This window comes from Embleya sp. NPDC001921 (genome assembly GCF_053594475.1).
The window spans coordinates 1-16,799 of the sequence record NZ_JBSFEO010000025.1 but is presented as its reverse complement, the minus strand read 5'-3'; the positions used below and the strand labels follow the sequence as shown (position 1 = coordinate 16,799).

15 protein-coding genes and 2 pseudogenes are annotated in these 16,799 nt (G+C 70.4%); 12 read left to right on the top strand and 5 right to left on the bottom strand.

From position 1 onward, the window contains the following. Positions 1-235 precede the first annotated feature (235 nt). From ACWCPW_RS27155 to ACWCPW_RS27140, 4 genes are all read left to right on the top strand, one after another. Positions 236-691, top strand: a complete 456-nt coding sequence (locus ACWCPW_RS27155) for a hypothetical protein (protein WP_449764210.1) — start codon at positions 236-238, stop codon at positions 689-691. Positions 692-1,167: 476 nt separating this feature from the next. Then, positions 1,168-1,512, top strand: coding sequence for a hypothetical protein (locus ACWCPW_RS27150; protein ID WP_449764209.1), 345 nt, complete (start codon positions 1,168-1,170; stop codon positions 1,510-1,512). A 395-nt stretch (positions 1,513-1,907) separates the two neighbouring features. After that, positions 1,908-4,016, top strand: coding sequence for a bifunctional serine/threonine-protein kinase/transporter substrate-binding domain-containing protein (locus tag ACWCPW_RS27145; protein ID WP_449764208.1), 2,109 nt, complete (start codon positions 1,908-1,910; stop codon positions 4,014-4,016). Positions 4,017-4,284: 268 nt separating this feature from the next. After that, entirely contained in the window at positions 4,285-4,626 is a 342-nt protein-coding gene (locus ACWCPW_RS27140) for a hypothetical protein (RefSeq protein ID WP_449764207.1), read from the top strand. Between the two features lie 15 nt (positions 4,627-4,641). Here the strand turns inward: ACWCPW_RS27140 and ACWCPW_RS27135 are convergent, their stop codons facing one another. Continuing rightward, positions 4,642-5,274: a hypothetical protein gene (locus ACWCPW_RS27135; protein WP_449764206.1), complete on the bottom strand. Its 633-nt coding sequence runs from the start codon at positions 5,272-5,274 to the stop codon at positions 4,642-4,644. Positions 5,275-5,635: 361 nt separating this feature from the next. On the opposite strand from ACWCPW_RS27135, the gene ACWCPW_RS27130 reads away from it, so the two are divergent. Then, on the top strand, positions 5,636-6,559 hold the full coding sequence (locus ACWCPW_RS27130; protein WP_449764205.1) for a GNAT family N-acetyltransferase: 924 nt from the start codon (positions 5,636-5,638) through the stop codon (positions 6,557-6,559). 275 nt (positions 6,560-6,834) lie between these two features. After that, the gene (locus ACWCPW_RS27125; protein WP_449764204.1) at positions 6,835-9,018 is read left to right on the top strand and encodes an NACHT domain-containing protein; all 2,184 of its coding nucleotides are present in this window, start codon (positions 6,835-6,837) and stop codon (positions 9,016-9,018) included. Positions 9,019-9,677: 659 nt separating this feature from the next. On the opposite strand, the gene ACWCPW_RS27120 is transcribed toward ACWCPW_RS27125, so the two are convergent. Further along, positions 9,678-10,091: a hypothetical protein gene (locus tag ACWCPW_RS27120; protein WP_449764203.1), complete on the bottom strand. Its 414-nt coding sequence runs from the start codon at positions 10,089-10,091 to the stop codon at positions 9,678-9,680. 732 nt (positions 10,092-10,823) lie between these two features. Beyond that, positions 10,824-11,399, bottom strand: a complete 576-nt coding sequence (locus ACWCPW_RS27115) for a hypothetical protein (protein ID WP_449764202.1) — start codon at positions 11,397-11,399, stop codon at positions 10,824-10,826. 188 nt (positions 11,400-11,587) lie between these two features. Between ACWCPW_RS27115 and ACWCPW_RS27110 the strand changes: the two are divergent. Then, positions 11,588-11,740, top strand: a pseudogene (locus ACWCPW_RS27110) (hypothetical protein); the annotation flags it as partial. Between the two features lie 67 nt (positions 11,741-11,807). After that, positions 11,808-11,987 carry a hypothetical protein gene (locus ACWCPW_RS27105; protein ID WP_449764201.1) on the top strand — a complete coding sequence of 60 codons (180 nt, stop codon included), beginning with the start codon at positions 11,808-11,810 and terminating at the stop codon, positions 11,985-11,987. Here ACWCPW_RS27105 and ACWCPW_RS27100 read toward each other — a convergent pair. Then, entirely contained in the window at positions 11,903-12,769 is an 867-nt protein-coding gene (locus ACWCPW_RS27100; protein ID WP_449764290.1) for a recombinase family protein, read from the bottom strand. The two genes, ACWCPW_RS27105 and ACWCPW_RS27100, sit on opposite strands and share 85 nt — an antisense overlap. Positions 12,770-13,059: 290 nt before the next feature. On the opposite strand from ACWCPW_RS27100, the gene ACWCPW_RS27095 reads away from it, so the two are divergent. Continuing rightward, the gene (locus ACWCPW_RS27095; protein WP_449764200.1) at positions 13,060-14,265 is read left to right on the top strand and encodes a DUF4241 domain-containing protein; all 1,206 of its coding nucleotides are present in this window, start codon (positions 13,060-13,062) and stop codon (positions 14,263-14,265) included. Between the two features lie 485 nt (positions 14,266-14,750). Here ACWCPW_RS27095 and ACWCPW_RS27090 read toward each other — a convergent pair whose 3' ends face one another. Further along, positions 14,751-15,074, bottom strand: a complete 324-nt coding sequence (locus tag ACWCPW_RS27090; RefSeq protein ID WP_449764199.1) for a hypothetical protein — start codon at positions 15,072-15,074, stop codon at positions 14,751-14,753. A gap of 324 nt (positions 15,075-15,398) precedes the next feature. Here ACWCPW_RS27090 and ACWCPW_RS27085 point away from each other — a divergent pair, with 324 nt between their 5' ends. The 3 genes and pseudogenes from ACWCPW_RS27085 to ACWCPW_RS27075 all read left to right on the top strand — a co-directional run. Beyond that, positions 15,399-15,809, top strand: coding sequence for a VOC family protein (locus tag ACWCPW_RS27085; RefSeq protein ID WP_395861761.1), 411 nt, complete (start codon positions 15,399-15,401; stop codon positions 15,807-15,809). A gap of 305 nt (positions 15,810-16,114) precedes the next feature. Beyond that, the gene (locus ACWCPW_RS27080; RefSeq protein ID WP_449764198.1) at positions 16,115-16,636 is read left to right on the top strand and encodes a helix-turn-helix transcriptional regulator; all 522 of its coding nucleotides are present in this window, start codon (positions 16,115-16,117) and stop codon (positions 16,634-16,636) included. Then, positions 16,636-16,799: pseudogene (locus tag ACWCPW_RS27075) on the top strand (glyoxalase); the annotation flags it as partial. The gene ACWCPW_RS27080 and the pseudogene ACWCPW_RS27075, both read left to right, overlap by 1 nt.

The following is a 16,799-nucleotide window of genomic DNA, read 5'->3' as shown; positions in this document are numbered from 1 at the left end:
GCATATAGCGCCATCTTGCATGCGGGTAATCCTTGAGGAGAGACGTGAAGTCGTTACGGGTCTGGGCGCTGAGACACCTCCTCGGTACGTTGTGTGATCGGATCGTCGGGGAGGGCGTGTGAGCCGGAGCAGGGGAACAGCCGCGATAGCCGTGCTGCTGTCGATGGTGGCCATGGCAGGGTGCGGCGGGGCGGACGAGTCCAAGCCGAAGCCCCGTCCGTCATCGGCTCCACCAGTGAGCCAAGCCCCGCACACGGCGAGCGCCGAGGATGCGGCACGAACCCAGGTCCTCGAGGTATACGACCGCTTCAGGACTCTTCAGGCGGCGCTGGAGGGCGGGGACCCGCTTGACGAAGGAGCTTTGGGCAAGGTCGCAACGGGCCGCGCCGCCGCACTCCTGCGGGGCGTTGTGACCCAGGTCGACAACGACGGGGTCGTTGTGCGCGGGCCCCAGGGGGTGAAAGCCCCGAAGGTGGTGATGACAGCGCTCACCGGTACGCCGCCTTCGGTCACGGTGGAGGACTGCATCGACACCAGCCAACGCGTCCCGGTCTACCGAGACACCGGCAAGCCGTTCTCCGTACCCACGCAGTCGCCCAGGTACGTCAAAACCTTCATCGCCCAACAGCCGAGCGCCGGAGGCGCTTGGGTGATCGCGGACATGCGCTCGGAAAGGGACCGCACATGCTGACCAGTCGAGTCGCTACGGCGACGGCCCTCATCCTGGTGGCCGGCACCGCTCATGCCTGGGCCGAAACGCCGACACCCCCGCCACTGCCGCCTGGTGTGGACATCGAACTGGGCGGCGACGGCAGCGAGTTGAACTTGGGGGCCGCTACCCCCGGAAAACCGCCCGGGAAATCCACCGGTGGGGGTTCGACGGTGCCGGCGGGGACTGGTACCGGTACCGGTACGGCTCCGGTGGAGGTGGATCCCAGGGATCCGGACGACACGCAGTGTCCGGGGGCTGCGCGCGTTTTGAATGCGGCCCAGTGCATGGGCAGTGTCGATCCCGATCCGGGTGGTGGTGGTGTCGCGGCTCCGCCGCCGACTCCTGCGGAGCTCGGTGCTCGGGCGTCCGCTCAAATCCCTTTGGACGCGCCTGCGGTTCACCTCACTCCGGGGCCGGGGAAGACCGGGTTGGTCGGACTGCCGACGTGGTTGTGGGTGGATGCCACTCCGGCGGCGTGGGGTCCGGCGACGGCGACCGCGGCGGTTCCCGGGTTGTCGGTGACCGCGACGGCCCGGGTCGACCACATCACCTGGACGATGGGCGACGGCGCCGTCGTCACCTGTGCCACGCCGGGCACGCCGTACGCCCCGGCCCGGGGTGCGCAATCGAGCCCGGACTGTGGACACACGTACGTTCGACCCGGCATCCACACCGTCACCGCCACCACCCACTGGACCATCACCTGGACCGGCGGCGGCCAGACCGGCACCTTGGCCGCAACCCGTACCACCGCCGTCGGCGACATTCGCGCGGGGGAGATGCAGGCGCTGACGTCCTGACGTTCCCTCAAGCCACATTCCCTGCCCAGTGCAGGCATTTGTCCGGTGGCCCGCGACGTCGTCCGGGCCGTCCGCGTCCTGGCCACCGGCGCCCCCCGAGCCAGACCTGCGGCACGGCCGCCGGAATCTCCTCTCGGCGAGAGCCCTCTCCGCGGGGGCCTCGGAAACCGCCCGCTCCGCGACCGGATCCCGACCGTCCGCAGACTGGCGGACCCAGCAACCCGGGCGACGCCTCGGCACCTGCGGCAGCAGCACGCCCCGCTGTGAACGCGAGGCGCCGAACCCCCGTGCACGACACGGGGTCGCGGGTTCGCCCGATCGGGTGGGCGAGGGGTCGATCACGCGTCCCGTACGGTGATGTTGCGACGGATCGACGGGCGGGAGTTGGGGCAGTGGTGGACGCGGTCGGGGCGGAGGATCCGCGGTGGATCGGTTCGTTCGCGGTGCTGGGCCGGCTCGGGGCGGGCGGCATGGGGCAGGTGTTCCTGGCCCGATCGCCCGGCGGGCGGTTGGTGGCGGTCAAGACGGTGCATGCGGAGTTGGCCGCGGACCCGCACTTCCGGCGGCGGTTCGCGGCCGAGATTTCGGCGATGCGGCGGATCGGCGGCTTCTGGACGGCCGCGTTCGTCGACGCGGACGCCGACGCCGAGACGCCGTGGCTGGCCACCGCGTACATCAGCGGCCCCTCGCTGACCCGGGCCGTGACCGCGCACGGGCCGCTGCCCGAGTCGAGCGCGCGGCTGTTGGCCGCCGGGCTGGCCGAGTCGCTGGTCGCGATCCACGCGGTCGGCTTGGTGCATCGCGACCTCAAGCCGTCCAACGTGCTGCTGACCGCCGACGGCCCGCGGGTCATCGACTTCGGTATCGCCCGGATGGTGCACGGCACGAGTGAGCTCACCCGGACCGGGCACCTGGTCGGCTCGCCGGGCTTCCTGTCGCCCGAGCAGGCCAGGGGGGGCGAGGTCGGGCCCGCGAGCGACGTGTTCGCGGTCGGCCTGGTGCTGACGTATGCGACGACGGGCGGGTCGGCGTTCGGAGCGGGGGAAGCGGCGCAACTGCTGTTTCGGGTGGTGTACGAAGAGCCACGACTGGAGGCCGTGCCGGAGGGCCTGCGGCCCCTGATCGCGGCCTGCCTGCACAAGGACCCCGCGGAGCGGCCGACGCCCGCGCGGCTTCTCGGGTTGCTGGGCGGGTCGGCGCTGCAGGCGGCGGACGACTGGCTGCCGGCGGCGCATTCCGCGCTGGTCCGCAACCGGCCCGCGGAGCCGGTGACGGAGGCGGTGACGGAGGCGGAGGCGGAGGCGGAGGCGGTGACGGAGGCGGAGGCGGTGGGCGTGCCGCCGACGTACCCGAGGCAGCCGCCGGAGGCGGTCACCGCGACGGTGCCGCCGCCGGAGGCCGGGCAGCCGCCGTTCGGGCCTGCGCAGTCGCCGGCCCTCGCGCAGGCACCGGTTCCCGAGTGGGCGCCGGTTCCGGCACCCCCGCGGCCGGTGTTCCCGCCACCTGCGAAGGGTTCCGGGATGGCGCGCCGCCGGTTGTTGATCGGCGGCTCGGTGGCGGCTGCGGCGCTTGCGGGCGGAACCACGTACCTGCTCACCCGGGACGACGGCGGGAACACCGGCCCGGCGGCGAACAAGTCCTCGCAGAACGCGAGTTCGTCCGGGAACGGGCCGGCGGGAGGCGCGCCGGGCGCGCACGGCTCCCAACCGCCGGCGGGTGTGGGCGCGGCCGGCGCCGCTCCGCTGCACCACCTGCTGCCCGACAAGTACAAGGATGGGCGGCCCCTCGCCGTCGGGGTGGACGCCACCTATCCGCCCAACGAGTTCCTGGACGTCGACGCCAAGGCGGTGATCGGGATGACCGCCGATCTGGCCAAGGCGATCGGCGAACAACTCGGTGTCGGGGTGCACCTGGAAAACATGCCCTTCGCGACACTGGTGCCCGCGCTCAAGTCCGAGCGGATCGACCTGATCATGTCCTCGATGGTGGATACGCCGGGGCGCCGGGCCGACGGGATCGATTTCGTCGACTACTTCCGGGCCGGCACCGCGATTCTGCTCCCCGATGGCAACCCCCGGCGTATCCGCGGCCTTTCCGACCTGTGCGGGTGCAAGGTGGCGATCGTCCACGCCACGATCCAGGAAGATCTCGTCACCACGGCAGGCGGCACCTGCACATCCGGCGGCGGAGTCGCCAAGGTTTCCTATCCCACCATGGACGAAGCGGCCGGGCGGATCCGCCGAGGCGAAGCGGACGCGGGGCTGTTCGACTATCCCGCCGCCGTGTACGCCGCGCAGAACTCGGCCGGCGGCCTCCGGGTCGTGGAGGAGCAGATCGACGCCGAGCCGTACGGAATCGCCTTCCGCAACACCGACACCCCACTGCGCGACGCAATCCGGCAGGCACTGGAGCGACTGCTGGCCCGCGGTGACTATCAGCGCGTCGTGGCCCGATGGCAACTGTCGGCGGGCGTCGTCTCCAAGGTGACGGTGAACGGCGGCTGATCCGAGTGCCGGGGTGGGCGGCACCGATCGGCGGCCCGCGCGTCCATGGGTGATGGGTGATGGGTGATGGGTGATGGGCGATCCGCCCGGCAATCACCGCGAGGCCGCAGCGGAACGCGGGGCGGGGCGGGGGACCATGGGCGGCGCGGGCATGGGCCGTCGGGCTGGGGTGATGTGGTGTTCGGTCGCGCTGACGGTGGCCGGGACGACGGCGTTCGTTCGGTTCGGGAACGTGGCGGAGGCGCGGTGCCCCTATGAGCCGGTGCCCATGCGTGACTGGATGCTGCTCCTGGCCGCGCCGACGTGCGGTGCGCTCGGGCTCGTGCTCTTCCATCTCGGCTGGATCCGGGCCCTGCGAACCCGCTCCGACCGCGGTCGCCGCCGCGGTCTCGCCTTCGCGCTCGCCCTCGTCGCCAGCCTCCCCACCTACCTCCCGATCCCGGTCGAGTTGCACCTGATCGGCGAGCTTCGCGACAAGCACGGCATCGGGATCGGGATCGGGGAGATGGCGGACTGCTTCGGCCAAGCCGCCGCAACCGTCGAACCGCCGAGTACGGGCGGTGGCGCGTCGCACAGTGCGGACCTGCCGTTCTCCCGCCGCCCCCACTGAGCCCGGCGCTGCGGGTCAGCCGAAGCCGCGCCCGGCCGCCGACCTGCCGTCCGGGACGTCCGCCCGCGTGATGCGCGTGGTGAGGGTGTGCCAGGGGCGGCAGGCGACCACGGGCAGCCCGAGCTGCCCGGCCTCGTCGGCGAGCCACCGGGAATAGCGCACGCCGACCTCGGCCCGCTGCGTCTGGCTGCCGAGCTCCGGCTCGCGGTCGGCGTAGTTGGCGACAATCTGCGCGACGTCGTCCTCGTGCAGGAACACCGCCCGTACGCTGCGCCCGGCGGCGGCACCCGCGCGGATCGCCCGGGCGGCGGCGGCCGGCGTGATGTAGTCGCCTTCCACGACGGCCGGTACGGGGACGGTCAGCCGATTGCCGACGACGCCGACGACGGCGGGTTCCAGCGCGATGGCGGTGGCGATCTGGAGCTGCAATTCCAGGTCGGGACTCAGCCGCGCGGAGTCGGGAAGCCGAGGGAAGTGGTGCAGGCCGGGATGGGTCATCGCGTCGGTGATGGCCTGGACCGCGCCGACCACGTCGTCGAACTCCACCACGAACGCCCCCGACTCCCGGGCCAGTTCGGCCGCCGCCCGACTCTTGCCCAGGCCCGAGGCGCCGCCGAGGAGCAGGATGTCCCACCGCGTGTCGATCATCGATCGACGGTATCGCAGCCCGTCGGATCGACGTCGTGCCCACCCGCCGGGACCGAGTCGCCGGTCCGTCACCGCTTTCGCAGCCCGTCGGATCGACGTCGTGCCCACCGCCGGGACCGAGTCGCCGGTCCGTCGCCGCTTTCGCAGCCCGTCGGATCGACGTCGTGCCCACCCGCCGCGATTGCATCGCCGGTCCGTCGCCGCGGTGGTGCGTACCGTGGTGACACCCCGCCGTCGCCCGGAAGTCCCGCCGCCGGCATCCGCGGCGGGGCGGGCGGCGGGCCGCGTGAGGTAGTGTCGACGCCATACCGCATCGCATGGCGGCCTCCTTCCTCGTGGCGAATCCGTTCGGAGGTCCTCCATGCCCGCTCTCATCGTGCGCCCCTTTCATCGCGACGATCGCGACCAGTTGACCGAGCTCGTCAACGCGCATGTCGCTGCCGTCGTGCCCGGCGCGTCAGTGTCCGTCAATACCGTTCTGGGGCAACTCTCCCGGCGCCCGGATGAGTTCGTCATCGACCCGTGGGTGGCGGAGCGGGTCACCCTGGTCGCCGAGCAGCGGGGGGCCGTGGTCGCCGCCGCGCATCTGCTGCGCTATCGCGACGACGCCGAGGTCGGCCCGGACCATCGCGGCGCGGGCGAGATCGCATGGTTCGTCCACCGGCCACCGGCGTCGTTCCGGCCCGACTCCGAGACGGCGGCGGATCAGCTCATGGCCGCGTGCCTGGCCCGGTTGGCGCGTTGGCACGTGCGGGTCCGCTATGCCGACGGAGCCCTGCCCGCTCCCGGGGTCTACGGCGTGCCCGATGTGTGGCCGCACGTGCGGGCGGCCTACGAGCGGGCAGGCTTTCGGCACACCGGCCACACCGAAGTGGTTTTGCTCGCCGAGGTCGCAGACCTGCCGTCGCCGCCCGTCGAGCCGTCGACGCCCCGACCGGTGGTTCGGCGCACGCTCGGCGAGTGCGGAACCCGGCTGACGGCCCACCTCGACGGCCGCGTCCTCGGCTTCGTCGAAGTGGACACCGCCCTCGACCGACCCGAACGGCTGGCCCGCAACGGAGGATTGGCCGACATCGGCAACCTCGTCGTCGAACCGGCCCACCGCGTCGACGGGTTGGAGGACTGGCTCCTGGCCCAAGCGGCCCAGTGGCTCCGCCTGGCCGGGGTCGACCGCGTGCTCGCCTACGAGTCGGCCGACGATACGGACGCGATCGGGCGGCTGATCGCCGCCGGCTTCCGCGAACTGACCCGTACCGACCGAGGGTGGAAGCACCGACGGGGGTGACGCGACAGGGATCCGGACGGGCGCGTCCCCGTCCGGATCCGCCCGCCGGTATCGCGCACCGGACCGCCGGTTGCCGAGGAGTACGCGTTCGCCCCCGACGTCCCGTCGCAGGATGACGGCGTCGGGGCGAGGAAGGACGCCATCGCTTCAGACGCCGTCCACCCCATGGAATCGTGCATACCCCAGGCCGGTGCGCGACTGCGGCGACGCGTACCGGGTTGCGATCGGGAAATAATCCGACGCGGCGAGGGCGCGGGTCGTCATGATGACCGGTCATGGGGCGACGTAGGGGGCGCGCGGCCGGGTGGGCATGGGCCGCGCTGTGTCTGGTGGGTGTGGCGTGGGTCGTCGGGTGGGGATCGCACGAGGTCAAACGGGGGGACGTCGACTGGCTGAGCGCGGCCATCGCGTTGCCGGGGTTGGGCATCGGCGCGGGGGCGGCGTATATGTCGTTCGTCTCGTTCCGCCTGCAGATGACCGATGTGACCGTGATGGCCGGCCGGCTTGCCGACAAGGTCCTGCGTGCCGAAAGCCCGGAGCGGGCGCGGTTGTTGGGCAACGATCACAAGCCGATCGATCTGCGGTTCGCGCTGCGCCCCGCGCCGGCACGCAATGCCGAGGGCGCGGATCCCGATGGGCGTCTGGGCGCGGTCGTCGACTATTACCGAAGGTTGCGCCCTCGTCGTCTGGTGATCACGGGGGCGCCCGGATCGGGTAAGACGGTTCTGGCTCTCGAGCTCCTGTTGGCCCTGTTGGAGGGACGTGACGCGAGGGATCCGGTGCCGGTGCGGATGTCCCTGGCGTCCTGGACGACCCTGCCCGACGACGATGTGGGCCGTGTCGGGCAGGCCGCCGAAGCGGGCCGGGCGGTGGAGACTTGGGTGCGCGACCATCTGGAGCGGGTGTACCAGGTGGCCGGCGACACGGCGAAGGCGTTGGTCGAGGCGGGCATGATCCTGCCGGTTCTGGATGGGCTGGACGAGATGGACGCCACCGACGCCGGAGGAGCCCCGGGTGGACCCGCCGGTGGCGTTCGCGGGGGTCCGCGAGCGCGACGGGCCCTGCGCGCGTTGAACGCCTACACCAGAGGGCGGGAACTCGCGGGAGTGGTGGTGACCTGCCGCAGCGGTCCCTACGACGCGCTGGACGTGTGGGCCAGGGACGCCGCTCGCGTCGAGGTCACTCCCGTTACGCCCGCCCAGGCCCGGGACTTCATCCTCGCCCGTGTCGACGACCGCACCCGATGGAGGGACGTGATCCACGCTCTGGACACCGACCCGTTCGGAACGCTCGCGCGAGGGCTGTCGACCCCGTGGCGGCTGACCACCGCTGTGACCGTCCACGAACAACGCGAACCCGGGACGGGGGCGTACCCGCACGCGCCGCGGCACCTCCTGTCGCCGGCCCTGGCCCACGCGGCGGCCATGCGCGACCACCTCAACGAGCTCTACGTCCGTACCGCCGTCGCCGCGCTCACCGCTCCCGACGGGCCCTGCTCGCGCCATACCCGGGAGCGGGTCCACGGCTGGCTGGCCGTCCTCGCCGGATATCTGCACACCAACACCGCCACCGGACGGACGGTTGCACGAAGAACGCCGTCCGGAAGCGACCTGGTCCTGCACGACCTGTGGCCCCTGGCCGGTGAGCGACGCGCCCGCGGGATCCACACGGTGCTGATCGCCGTAGTGGTGATGCTCGCAGCGGGCATCGGCACACTCGACTTCGAGTCGTCGACGTACGGCCTCCTGGGCGCGGACGCGGCCGCCCTGATCCTCCTTCCCACCCTGGCATTGGACCGGTGGGGAGCGTGGACGACACCACGGCATGCCAACCCGTCCCGACTGCGGACCCGCCGGGGCCGTAGCCAAGCCACGAACTCGCTCGGGGTCGCGTCCCTGGTCGGTGTCATGCCCGGGCTCGCGTTCGGAAGCGTGCTTGTGGCACAGGGCGGCAAGGGCGATATCGGACTCGCTCCGCTGGGTCGATTCGCCCACGAGAACGGCCTGAACGTCGAAAAGGTCGGTGGACTTGCCGGCGGCATCGCGGGGGTAATCCTGTGCGTGCTCCTGGTCCTGTGCGGATTCACGAGCGACGACCACACGCTCAGACGCAAGGGGCCACGCGATCCCGTACGGCTGGACCTCGTGTCCGGACTCGTGATCGGAACCATGGGCGGCCTCATCTACGGTCTCGCGTTCGGCCTGGTGTTCGGGGCCGGCGTCGGGGTCGCACTCGGAACCACGCTCGGAGCCGCGATCGCGTGCGTGTTCGGAGAAGCGGGACATCGGTACATCGCCTTCCTGATGTGCGTCCGTCGCGGTCCCCATCGGCTGCCCTGGCGCCTGGGCCGCTTCCTCCACCACGCCGACGAGGCCGGTCTCCTGCGCACCACCGGGATCGCCTACCAGTTCCGCCACCGCGAACTCCAGGACTGGCTCGCCCACCACCCCACGCCCTGAACGGTTCCGGGATCCCGAGTGGCCGGGCCGGCCCTTCCCGACCGGCGGGAAGGGGCGTCGCGCAATGGGACCTTCGGCGCGTGTGGATATTGCCTGCTGGGGCAATCGAGTTGCCTCTGGGGGCAAGTCAGGATCCGATGTGTCGAGCCCGGGCCGACACATCGCGCGGTTCGGCGCGCGGTTCGGCCGGGTCCGGGCCGGGTCCGGGCCGGGTCCGGGGCGGGTTCGAGGAGTGTCAAGGGTGCTTCCCCGAGGTGATGGCCCGCCCCGTCTGTCGCGTCGGAAAGGGGGAGTTCCTTCCCGCCAACGGATGTGCGGTCGGCCGGCCCGGGGCGGAGTACGGTGCATCCGAAAAGGTCGTGCCATGGTTGCGAACAAGTTCGAGTAACCACCACCCGTCGGGCCACGGAGACGAAATGCCCCTGGCCCCATTGGCATCCACTGAGGCCATACCATCTCTGACCTGCGCAGCGAGCTGGGCGGCCCGGCGGGTCTGGCAACTGATTCGCCGTCGGGGGCCGTTGATCCACACGCTGTCGCGTGAGATCCGGAACTTCTTCAACAGCTGGGTTCTGTCCCGCGGATCATGTGCGGAGCCAGATGATCAGGGTGGCGAAGATGACGCTGCCGTGGGAGACGTAGCCGCGTTTGTCTTATCGTTACTGGTCATTCGCGGAGTCGGCGTCTTGTGCCGGGAAGCCCGAGACCGACCTCAAGAACCCGGCGGACACGAAGTAGGGATTGCCGGCACCGTCCAGCACCTCGATCTGGACCGCGTCCCCGTCGCACTCCATCACGCGGTACTCGTCGCCTGCCCTCAACCTCAGGCCGCTGCCGTCTTCGCCGTCGGAGACGACCTCGAAGATTTGGTCCTTCGTCGCGCAGAGCGCGTTCCTCTTCGCGAGAGCGGCCTTCGACGCTTTGACTGCCTTCTTCACTCCGGCTTCGGCGCATCGCAGGACCACATAGCCACCCGTGGCGACCCCGGACCCGACGATGGCCGTGGCCTTGGCGGGCCCACCGAGGCTCTTGATAACCGTCGTTATCGTCTGATATCCACCGAGATTACCCATCTGCGCCTCCCCCCAGCCTTGTCCGGCGATTCTATCGACCGGTCCGCACCCGATCCGACCGTTCAGCAAACGTCCACGCTGCGCGGAGGGGTGACCAGGACGCAGGTGTACGCCACGCCCGCGACCAGTGCACCCTCGAACGCGGCCACGTGGACGCCCTGCTTGCACTCGACGACCACCCGGCGCTCGGCCGCATCGGCAAAGTCACCCGCAATGGTCGGTGGATCGGGGCGAGCGTCTACCTCGCGTTCATCGGCGACGAGGAACCGGTCGCGAGGGTGCCGTGGTTGCGGCGGACGGCCGTGCCCCGGATCGCGTGGATCACCCGCGATCTCGCCGACGCCGGCTGGACCTGTGACTTGGTGATGGACTGGCTCGCCGGCGGCGACGCACCCACGAGGCGGGCCCGGCCGGCCGTGCCTCGGCGGCCCGGACCGACGACCGCGACCCGCAACCCCTGCGCCTTGCCGCCGTTACCTGGGTTGCCGAGCCCTTTGAGCCGCACTCGCCGCCCGTCGCGTATACCGGCGGGGAGGCGGACGCGCCTGATCTCGTATGTCCGTATCTGGCCGGAGCCCTCGCACATGGAGCAACCGGCGCTGAGCTACTTCCGCGACCCGTACGTTTCCTGAAGCGTGCGTTGAAAGGCACCCCGCGAGGCCTGCAGATCCGATTCGATCAACTGCGCGAGCGGCCTCGCGGCCTCGTGACCTCGAAGCCGCCGGTATCGCCTCAGGCTTCCGCTCTGACGATGACTACGCAGTGGCCTGCGCCCCGGCCGACGACTGCGGCATCGAAGGGGGCAACGGTTACGGGTACCCATGTTCCGCCGGGCGACCAACGCGCGCCTTCCGGGGCGTTCGACAACGGCTCGGGTGGATGGCCTTCGCCCCGCACGCGCCGCACGACATAGTCACCGTTCGCCCGCCAGTCACCCTCGGGACCCAGCAACTCGACCAAGTCATCCGCCAACGCGCGGGCCTTGGCAACGAACTCCTCGGGTGGGCCCCCGTCCATCGCCAGAAACTGGGTCAGCGTCGCCATGATCCACAAGGGTGCGCTGTCGACGGTGAGCCTGCGGCGCAGGGCCGCATCCAATTCAGCGGGGTCTCGCGGGCCGTCATGGGCTTCTCCGGGTGGCTGACGACGGACCAGTCCCATGGGTTCCAGGACGCTCCAACATGCCTCGCCGTGGCTTCGCGGGCCGTCCGGCATCATCGCGCCGACCCGCTCATCGTCGTCGGCCCATTCGCTCAGTCGGTTGCCTACATGTGCCGCATCTGGTGGGAGCGTGCTCGACTCGTCCATGGGCCCAATCCTGCCGCCAGACAGTGCGGGGGGCCGCGCTGCGACGGCCAACTGTCCCAAGTCCGCGCTTTCTGGCCTTTCGGCCATCACCCCCTGCAATGAAGGGCAACAAGTAGTACAAGGCACCGCCCGCCGGCCTGGCCCAAGCCGGCCCGGAGTCTCGGGTTCGGCCGTGAGTCGGCGACGGCCCCAACGAGGCGATCACCGCCGACCGGATCGTTTCGGTCGTCGGCGGGGATCAACTCGCCCGAGCCGCCGAAAGCTTGGGAAGGGAGCCCGGCGAGTCGGCCGCGGACCTCGCCGCCCGACTCCCCGGGCTCGTCGACGCCGCCGCGCCCGACACCGCAGCCACCGCCGACATCGAGGGTGGGTTCCCCGGTCTCCGAATCCGCCGGCCCCTCCATCACGGTGGCCAACAACCCGGACCTGTCCAACGAGGTGCCGAACGACGGCCTGTCGATCATCGAGGTCCGACACCTCGGCGGCGAGGGTGCGCAGTGGGTCTACCAGGCCCGCACCGGGCAGATCTCGGGGTCGCGTTGGCGCAGGATCCGGGCGTCGCGGACCGACTGTGCGTCTTGCCGGTGAGGATGGCCACGACCAGGCCGTGCGGGTGGAGGGCGACGTCGCGGGCGAGGAGATCGGCGGGGTCCTGGGTGCGGGAGGCGTAGTGCAGTTCGGCGAGGATCAGCGCGTGGTCGCGATGCCCGGTGAGGGTGTCGGAGCAGGCCGACCACGGTGTACAAGTCCCCCGCGTTCACGCCCTTGGCCTGGCCGCGTCCGCGTCGTTGGCCGTCCTGCAGCAGGCGCACGGTCAGCCCGTCCAACGCCTTGCGGGCCTCGGCCTGGTCGTCGCGGGTGACGTGCACGCCCCGCTCGCGCAACCCGACGACGAACGCGGCGAGGATCGTCGACGCGGAACTCGGCGCGTAGCCGGTGCCGTTCGACCGCCCTCGCGCAGCACCCACGCGACGAACGCGGCGAGCGAACGGCGGCCGCCTTCGTCGACGGGCAGGCGCCGCGGCGCGGAGAACCGCTGCCACGGTCGCCACGCCTTGGCGTAGGTGCGGCGAGGGTCTGCACCAAGTACTGCACGGTGGACAGCAGTTCGCCGTGCGCGGGTGGCGGGCGGTGAGGTCCATCGCGGAGAACGCCCCGTCGTGGATGCGCAGGGCGAGGCGGTCGCGGTGGAGGACGTCGAGCACGTCGAGGATGTGCCCGGTGCCGCGCACCAGGCGGAACATTTCGGGGATGTGGACGGTGTCGCCCGGCCGCGCGTACACGAGCAGTTCGGCGAACTTCGGGCGCTGAAGCGGGTGGAGGCGGCTGGAGGTGCCCGCAGCATCCTCGAAGGCGACCGGGTCCTCGATCCCGGCCTCGTCCAGGACGAGGTTCCGGCGGTCGGTCGACTGCTGATCGGTCGACGGATTTCATCGCGGGTGATTTGTAGACGGTGGGGACGCGGAAGCCTGCGAGATCTGGGCCGGCTCATTTCGTCGGTAATCCCAGGTTGCGGGCCTCCCACAACCCTCTCTGTCACACCCCGGTGTCAGACTGGCGGCACAACGAAGCTTCGGAAGGGCAGGGCGTTGCGGCAGCGGTCACCCGTCGAGCGCCACTGCTCAGGGTGGCTGGTGCCACGGGCGGGAGATATGCGGCTGTGATCTTCGACAGTCTTGATGTGTCGTACGGCGAGATGTGGGGTTCCTATCGGGGAATGACCCATCCAAAACCGATGTCGCGCGCGCTCGCGGCACGCAAGCATGCTGCCGGGGTGGATTACGCGGTTCTGCTGTCAGCGCGGGAGCGACCGCTGGCACTGGTCGAATACTGGCCGCACCGGATGTGGCGTGTATATCTGTTCGACGACAGATCCCGGTGCATGCAGATGATCGACCTCAAGCCGCACAGCACGGGGGTGTTGCTGGCTCAGCAGAGCACCCGATGGCAGTTTTCCAACGAGCAGGAGTACTCGTTCGGTAAGTGGGATGTTCAGGAGACCACGACCGTCTCGGCCGACGGGCAGGTCGAGGTGAGGTCCGAGTTTGCCGGGCCGAGGGGAGCGTCGACGGAGTCACCGCACGCTTGGGCCTCCGGCCCGTCGAGCGTCCCCGTGCGGCGGTTCGCGGCGCCCGTCGAGAGCTTCCTCTGTCCCGTGCCGGAGTTCGGCGACTGGCAGGTGTTCGCGCCGTTCCTCGCCCAGCAGGGCCACGAGCCCGCCACGGCCGTAGTCCTGAGCGACGTGTCGGTGGACGAAGGGTCGGGACCGCTGCGCGCCACCGATATCGAGCAATTGTTCAGTCCGGGTGTGTGCGACACTCCGGATGGGCCGGCCGTCGTCGAGCCTGTTGACGCCGGGCTGCTGCGGATCACGTCAGGGCAGCTGGTGGTCTCGGACCCCGGCTGGATCGGAGAGACCCCGCGGACCGTCGCTGTGCCGCTGGGCGAGTTCCCGGTCACGTTGTCGCTTTTGCGCACGACACATGGGGCCGGTGTCGCCGCCGCCAGGGTGACGTTCCTGGACATCCCGCCCCGCGAGTGGGAAATGGCCCTCCGGCCCGACGAGGACTTGGGGTTGCTCGGCGAGGGCCAGTTCTACGGGGTTGGTGTGGATACCGGCACAGTGGCTTTCATGGATGCGACTCGGACGGTGATCGAAGACCAGCTGGACGAGGACCTGTTCGTACCCCTCGACAGCCATTTCAGCGTCGAACTGCCCGGCACAGAGCCCGAGCCGAACCTCATCGCCTTCCGTGCCGGTCGGGGCGACGGGGCCTACCCCGTCTGGATCGGCCGCACCGATGACGGACGGGTTGGTTGCATCGTCGTCGACTTCCAGCTCCGTTCCGCCGACGGGGGAGAGTAAGGAGCCGCCGACCATCGGCGCGAGGCCGCACTGCGCGAGACTGGGGCCTCGGCGCGCCTCGTTCGCCGCGGCCTCCGCCGCCAGCACCTTGAGCGTCTTCTCCCCGCCGACCACCGGGTAGATCACCCGCCGCACCTTCCCCGAAGGCTCGGACAGCGCCGCCTCGGCGACCCGCGGCAGCATGCCCTCCCTGCCCCGGATCTTCTTCAGCTCGGCATTCAGCTCCTTGTCGACCTTCCGCTCCGCCCTCGTGTTGATCTTCAGTACCAACTGGATGAACAGGTCCACCAGCGAGTCGGTGATCTCCGTCTGCCGCACATGGCACAGCGCGGCCGGCAGCGTCAGGCGCCGGGCAGGTGTCATCCGCTCCAAGTTCGCCGGGTACTCCTTCGACGCCCGCGCCCGCCACGCCTCCACCAGCTTCTCCGACACGTCCGCGAACAGGTCCTCGGGCAGCTCCGGCCACCGCACCCGCTGGAGCTTGTTCACCTCCGCCGGCAAGCTCTCCAGCCCCGGCGCCCCGGATCGCTCTTCAACTCGGCGAAGTGCGACCGGCCGCCGCCCGCCACCGCGCCCTCACCGGCCGCTCCCTCGCCCGTCTCGCTCCCGCTCCCGACAACCAGGTCCTCCAGCCGGGAGCGCGTCGCATGCGAGATCCGCTCCAACCTGTCGCGGCAGAACTGGGCCTCGAAGTCCGTCACCGCCCGGCCCACCAGCCGCTGCACCTTCGCCGGCGCCGGCGGCTCGATGTGGTCATTGCGGCACCTGGTCACCACCGCCGCCATCAGACGCTCGCGCGAGAGCTCCACCGGGCACAGTTCCGCAGCCGCACCACTTCGTCCTCTTCGTCCTCAAGAAGCGTCCAGACCTCGATCAGGTTCTCTGGCTCCCACTCCTGCCGCACCGGTGCCTCCGCGCCTCAACCCACCTGGATCTCCACATCGTGGCGATCACCGGTCTCAACTGGACACGAAGCGCTAAACCACACCCCTGGGCCATCACGTTCTGCTACATGGCGGGTAACGGCAGCTTCACGAGTACAGGGCCGTGGCATGGTCGTGAGCGTCCGGGTGTGTCCTGATCGATCAGGGATCGAGAAGCGCGGTTCACGGAGCCGCTCTAACCTGCTCGCCATGGACATCACCATTCACACGACTTCTCTTCCGCACGACGACCCGGACGCGTCGCTCGCCTTCTACCGCGACGTCCTCGGCTTCGAGGTTCGCAGCGATGTGGGGCAGGGCAGGATGCGTTGGATCACGGTCGGCCCGGTCGGTCAGCCGGGTACGTCGATCCTTCTGGCGCCGCCTGCCGCCGATCCCGGCGTCACCGAGGACGAGCGCCGCACGATCACCGAGATGATGGCCAAGGGCACCTACGGCTGGATTCTGCTGGCTACCCCGGACCTCAACGCCACGTTCGAGAAGGTGCAGGCCGGTGATACCGAGGTCGTCCAGGAGCCGACCGAGCAGCCGTACGGCGTCCGCGACTGCGCGTTCCGCGACCCCGCGGGCAACCTGGTCCGCATCCAGGAGCTGCGCTGAGCCGGCGGGTAACGCTGCGGCGTGCGGGCCGACATCGCGACCACCCATAAGGAACGCGGCGGCGCACCGGAGCGGAAGTGCCTGCCCTGCCGGTCGCCCGTCGGGGCCGCGTGCGGGTTCTCGTTGAATCGGTCATGAGCCCGGACTGCGTCCCGCTGCCGTCCGGCAGTTGTCCGACCGGCGGCCGGTCGGGTCCGGTGGGTCGGTCCCCACCACCGAGCGTTCGGGGTGCCCGCCGAGGGGGCACCCCGGACGCTCGAAGACGTTGTTGGCAACGGAAGATGAAAGACGAAGGGGAGGGTCTCATGTGCAAGCCTGAATGGCGGCGTGCGCGCGTCCAGGCGCAGCGCCTGGCTGATCTCGCGCGGTTGCGTCGTGTTCGTGATCGGATCGACAGGGAGTACGCGCAGCCGTTGAATGTGGAGGCGCTCGCGCGTGATGTGAACATGTCGGCGGGGCATCTGAGTCGGCAGTTCCGGGCGGCGTACGGTGAGTCGCCGTATTCGTATTTGATGACGCGTCGGATCGAGCGGGCGGCGGCGTTGCTGCGGCGGGGTGACGTCAGTGTGACCGAGGTCTGTTTCGCGGTGGGTTGTGCGTCGTTGGGGACGTTCACCACTCGTTTCACCGAGTTGGTGGGCATGCCGCCCGGGGCCTTTCGGCGTCGGGCGGCGGATGCGGCGGCCGACCCTGCCGATGCTTCGGGTGTGGTCGGCGATGGGGGGTCGGCGTTCGGGGTGGAGGGGATGCCGGCGTGTGTGGCGAAGCAGGTGGCGAGACCGGTCAGGAATCGAGAAGCCCCGGGTGTCGCGCGGCCTCTAGCGTGATGGTCATGGCAATCACCGCTTCCCCCGCTTCCCCCGCCTTCACCGCAGCCGACGCGTCCCTGGCGTCGGTCACTCTCGAGGTGGCCGATCTCGAGGCCGCTCGCCGTTTCTACCGTGCGTTCGGTGTGGACTCGTACATTCGCCTGCGGGCGTCGGATGCGCA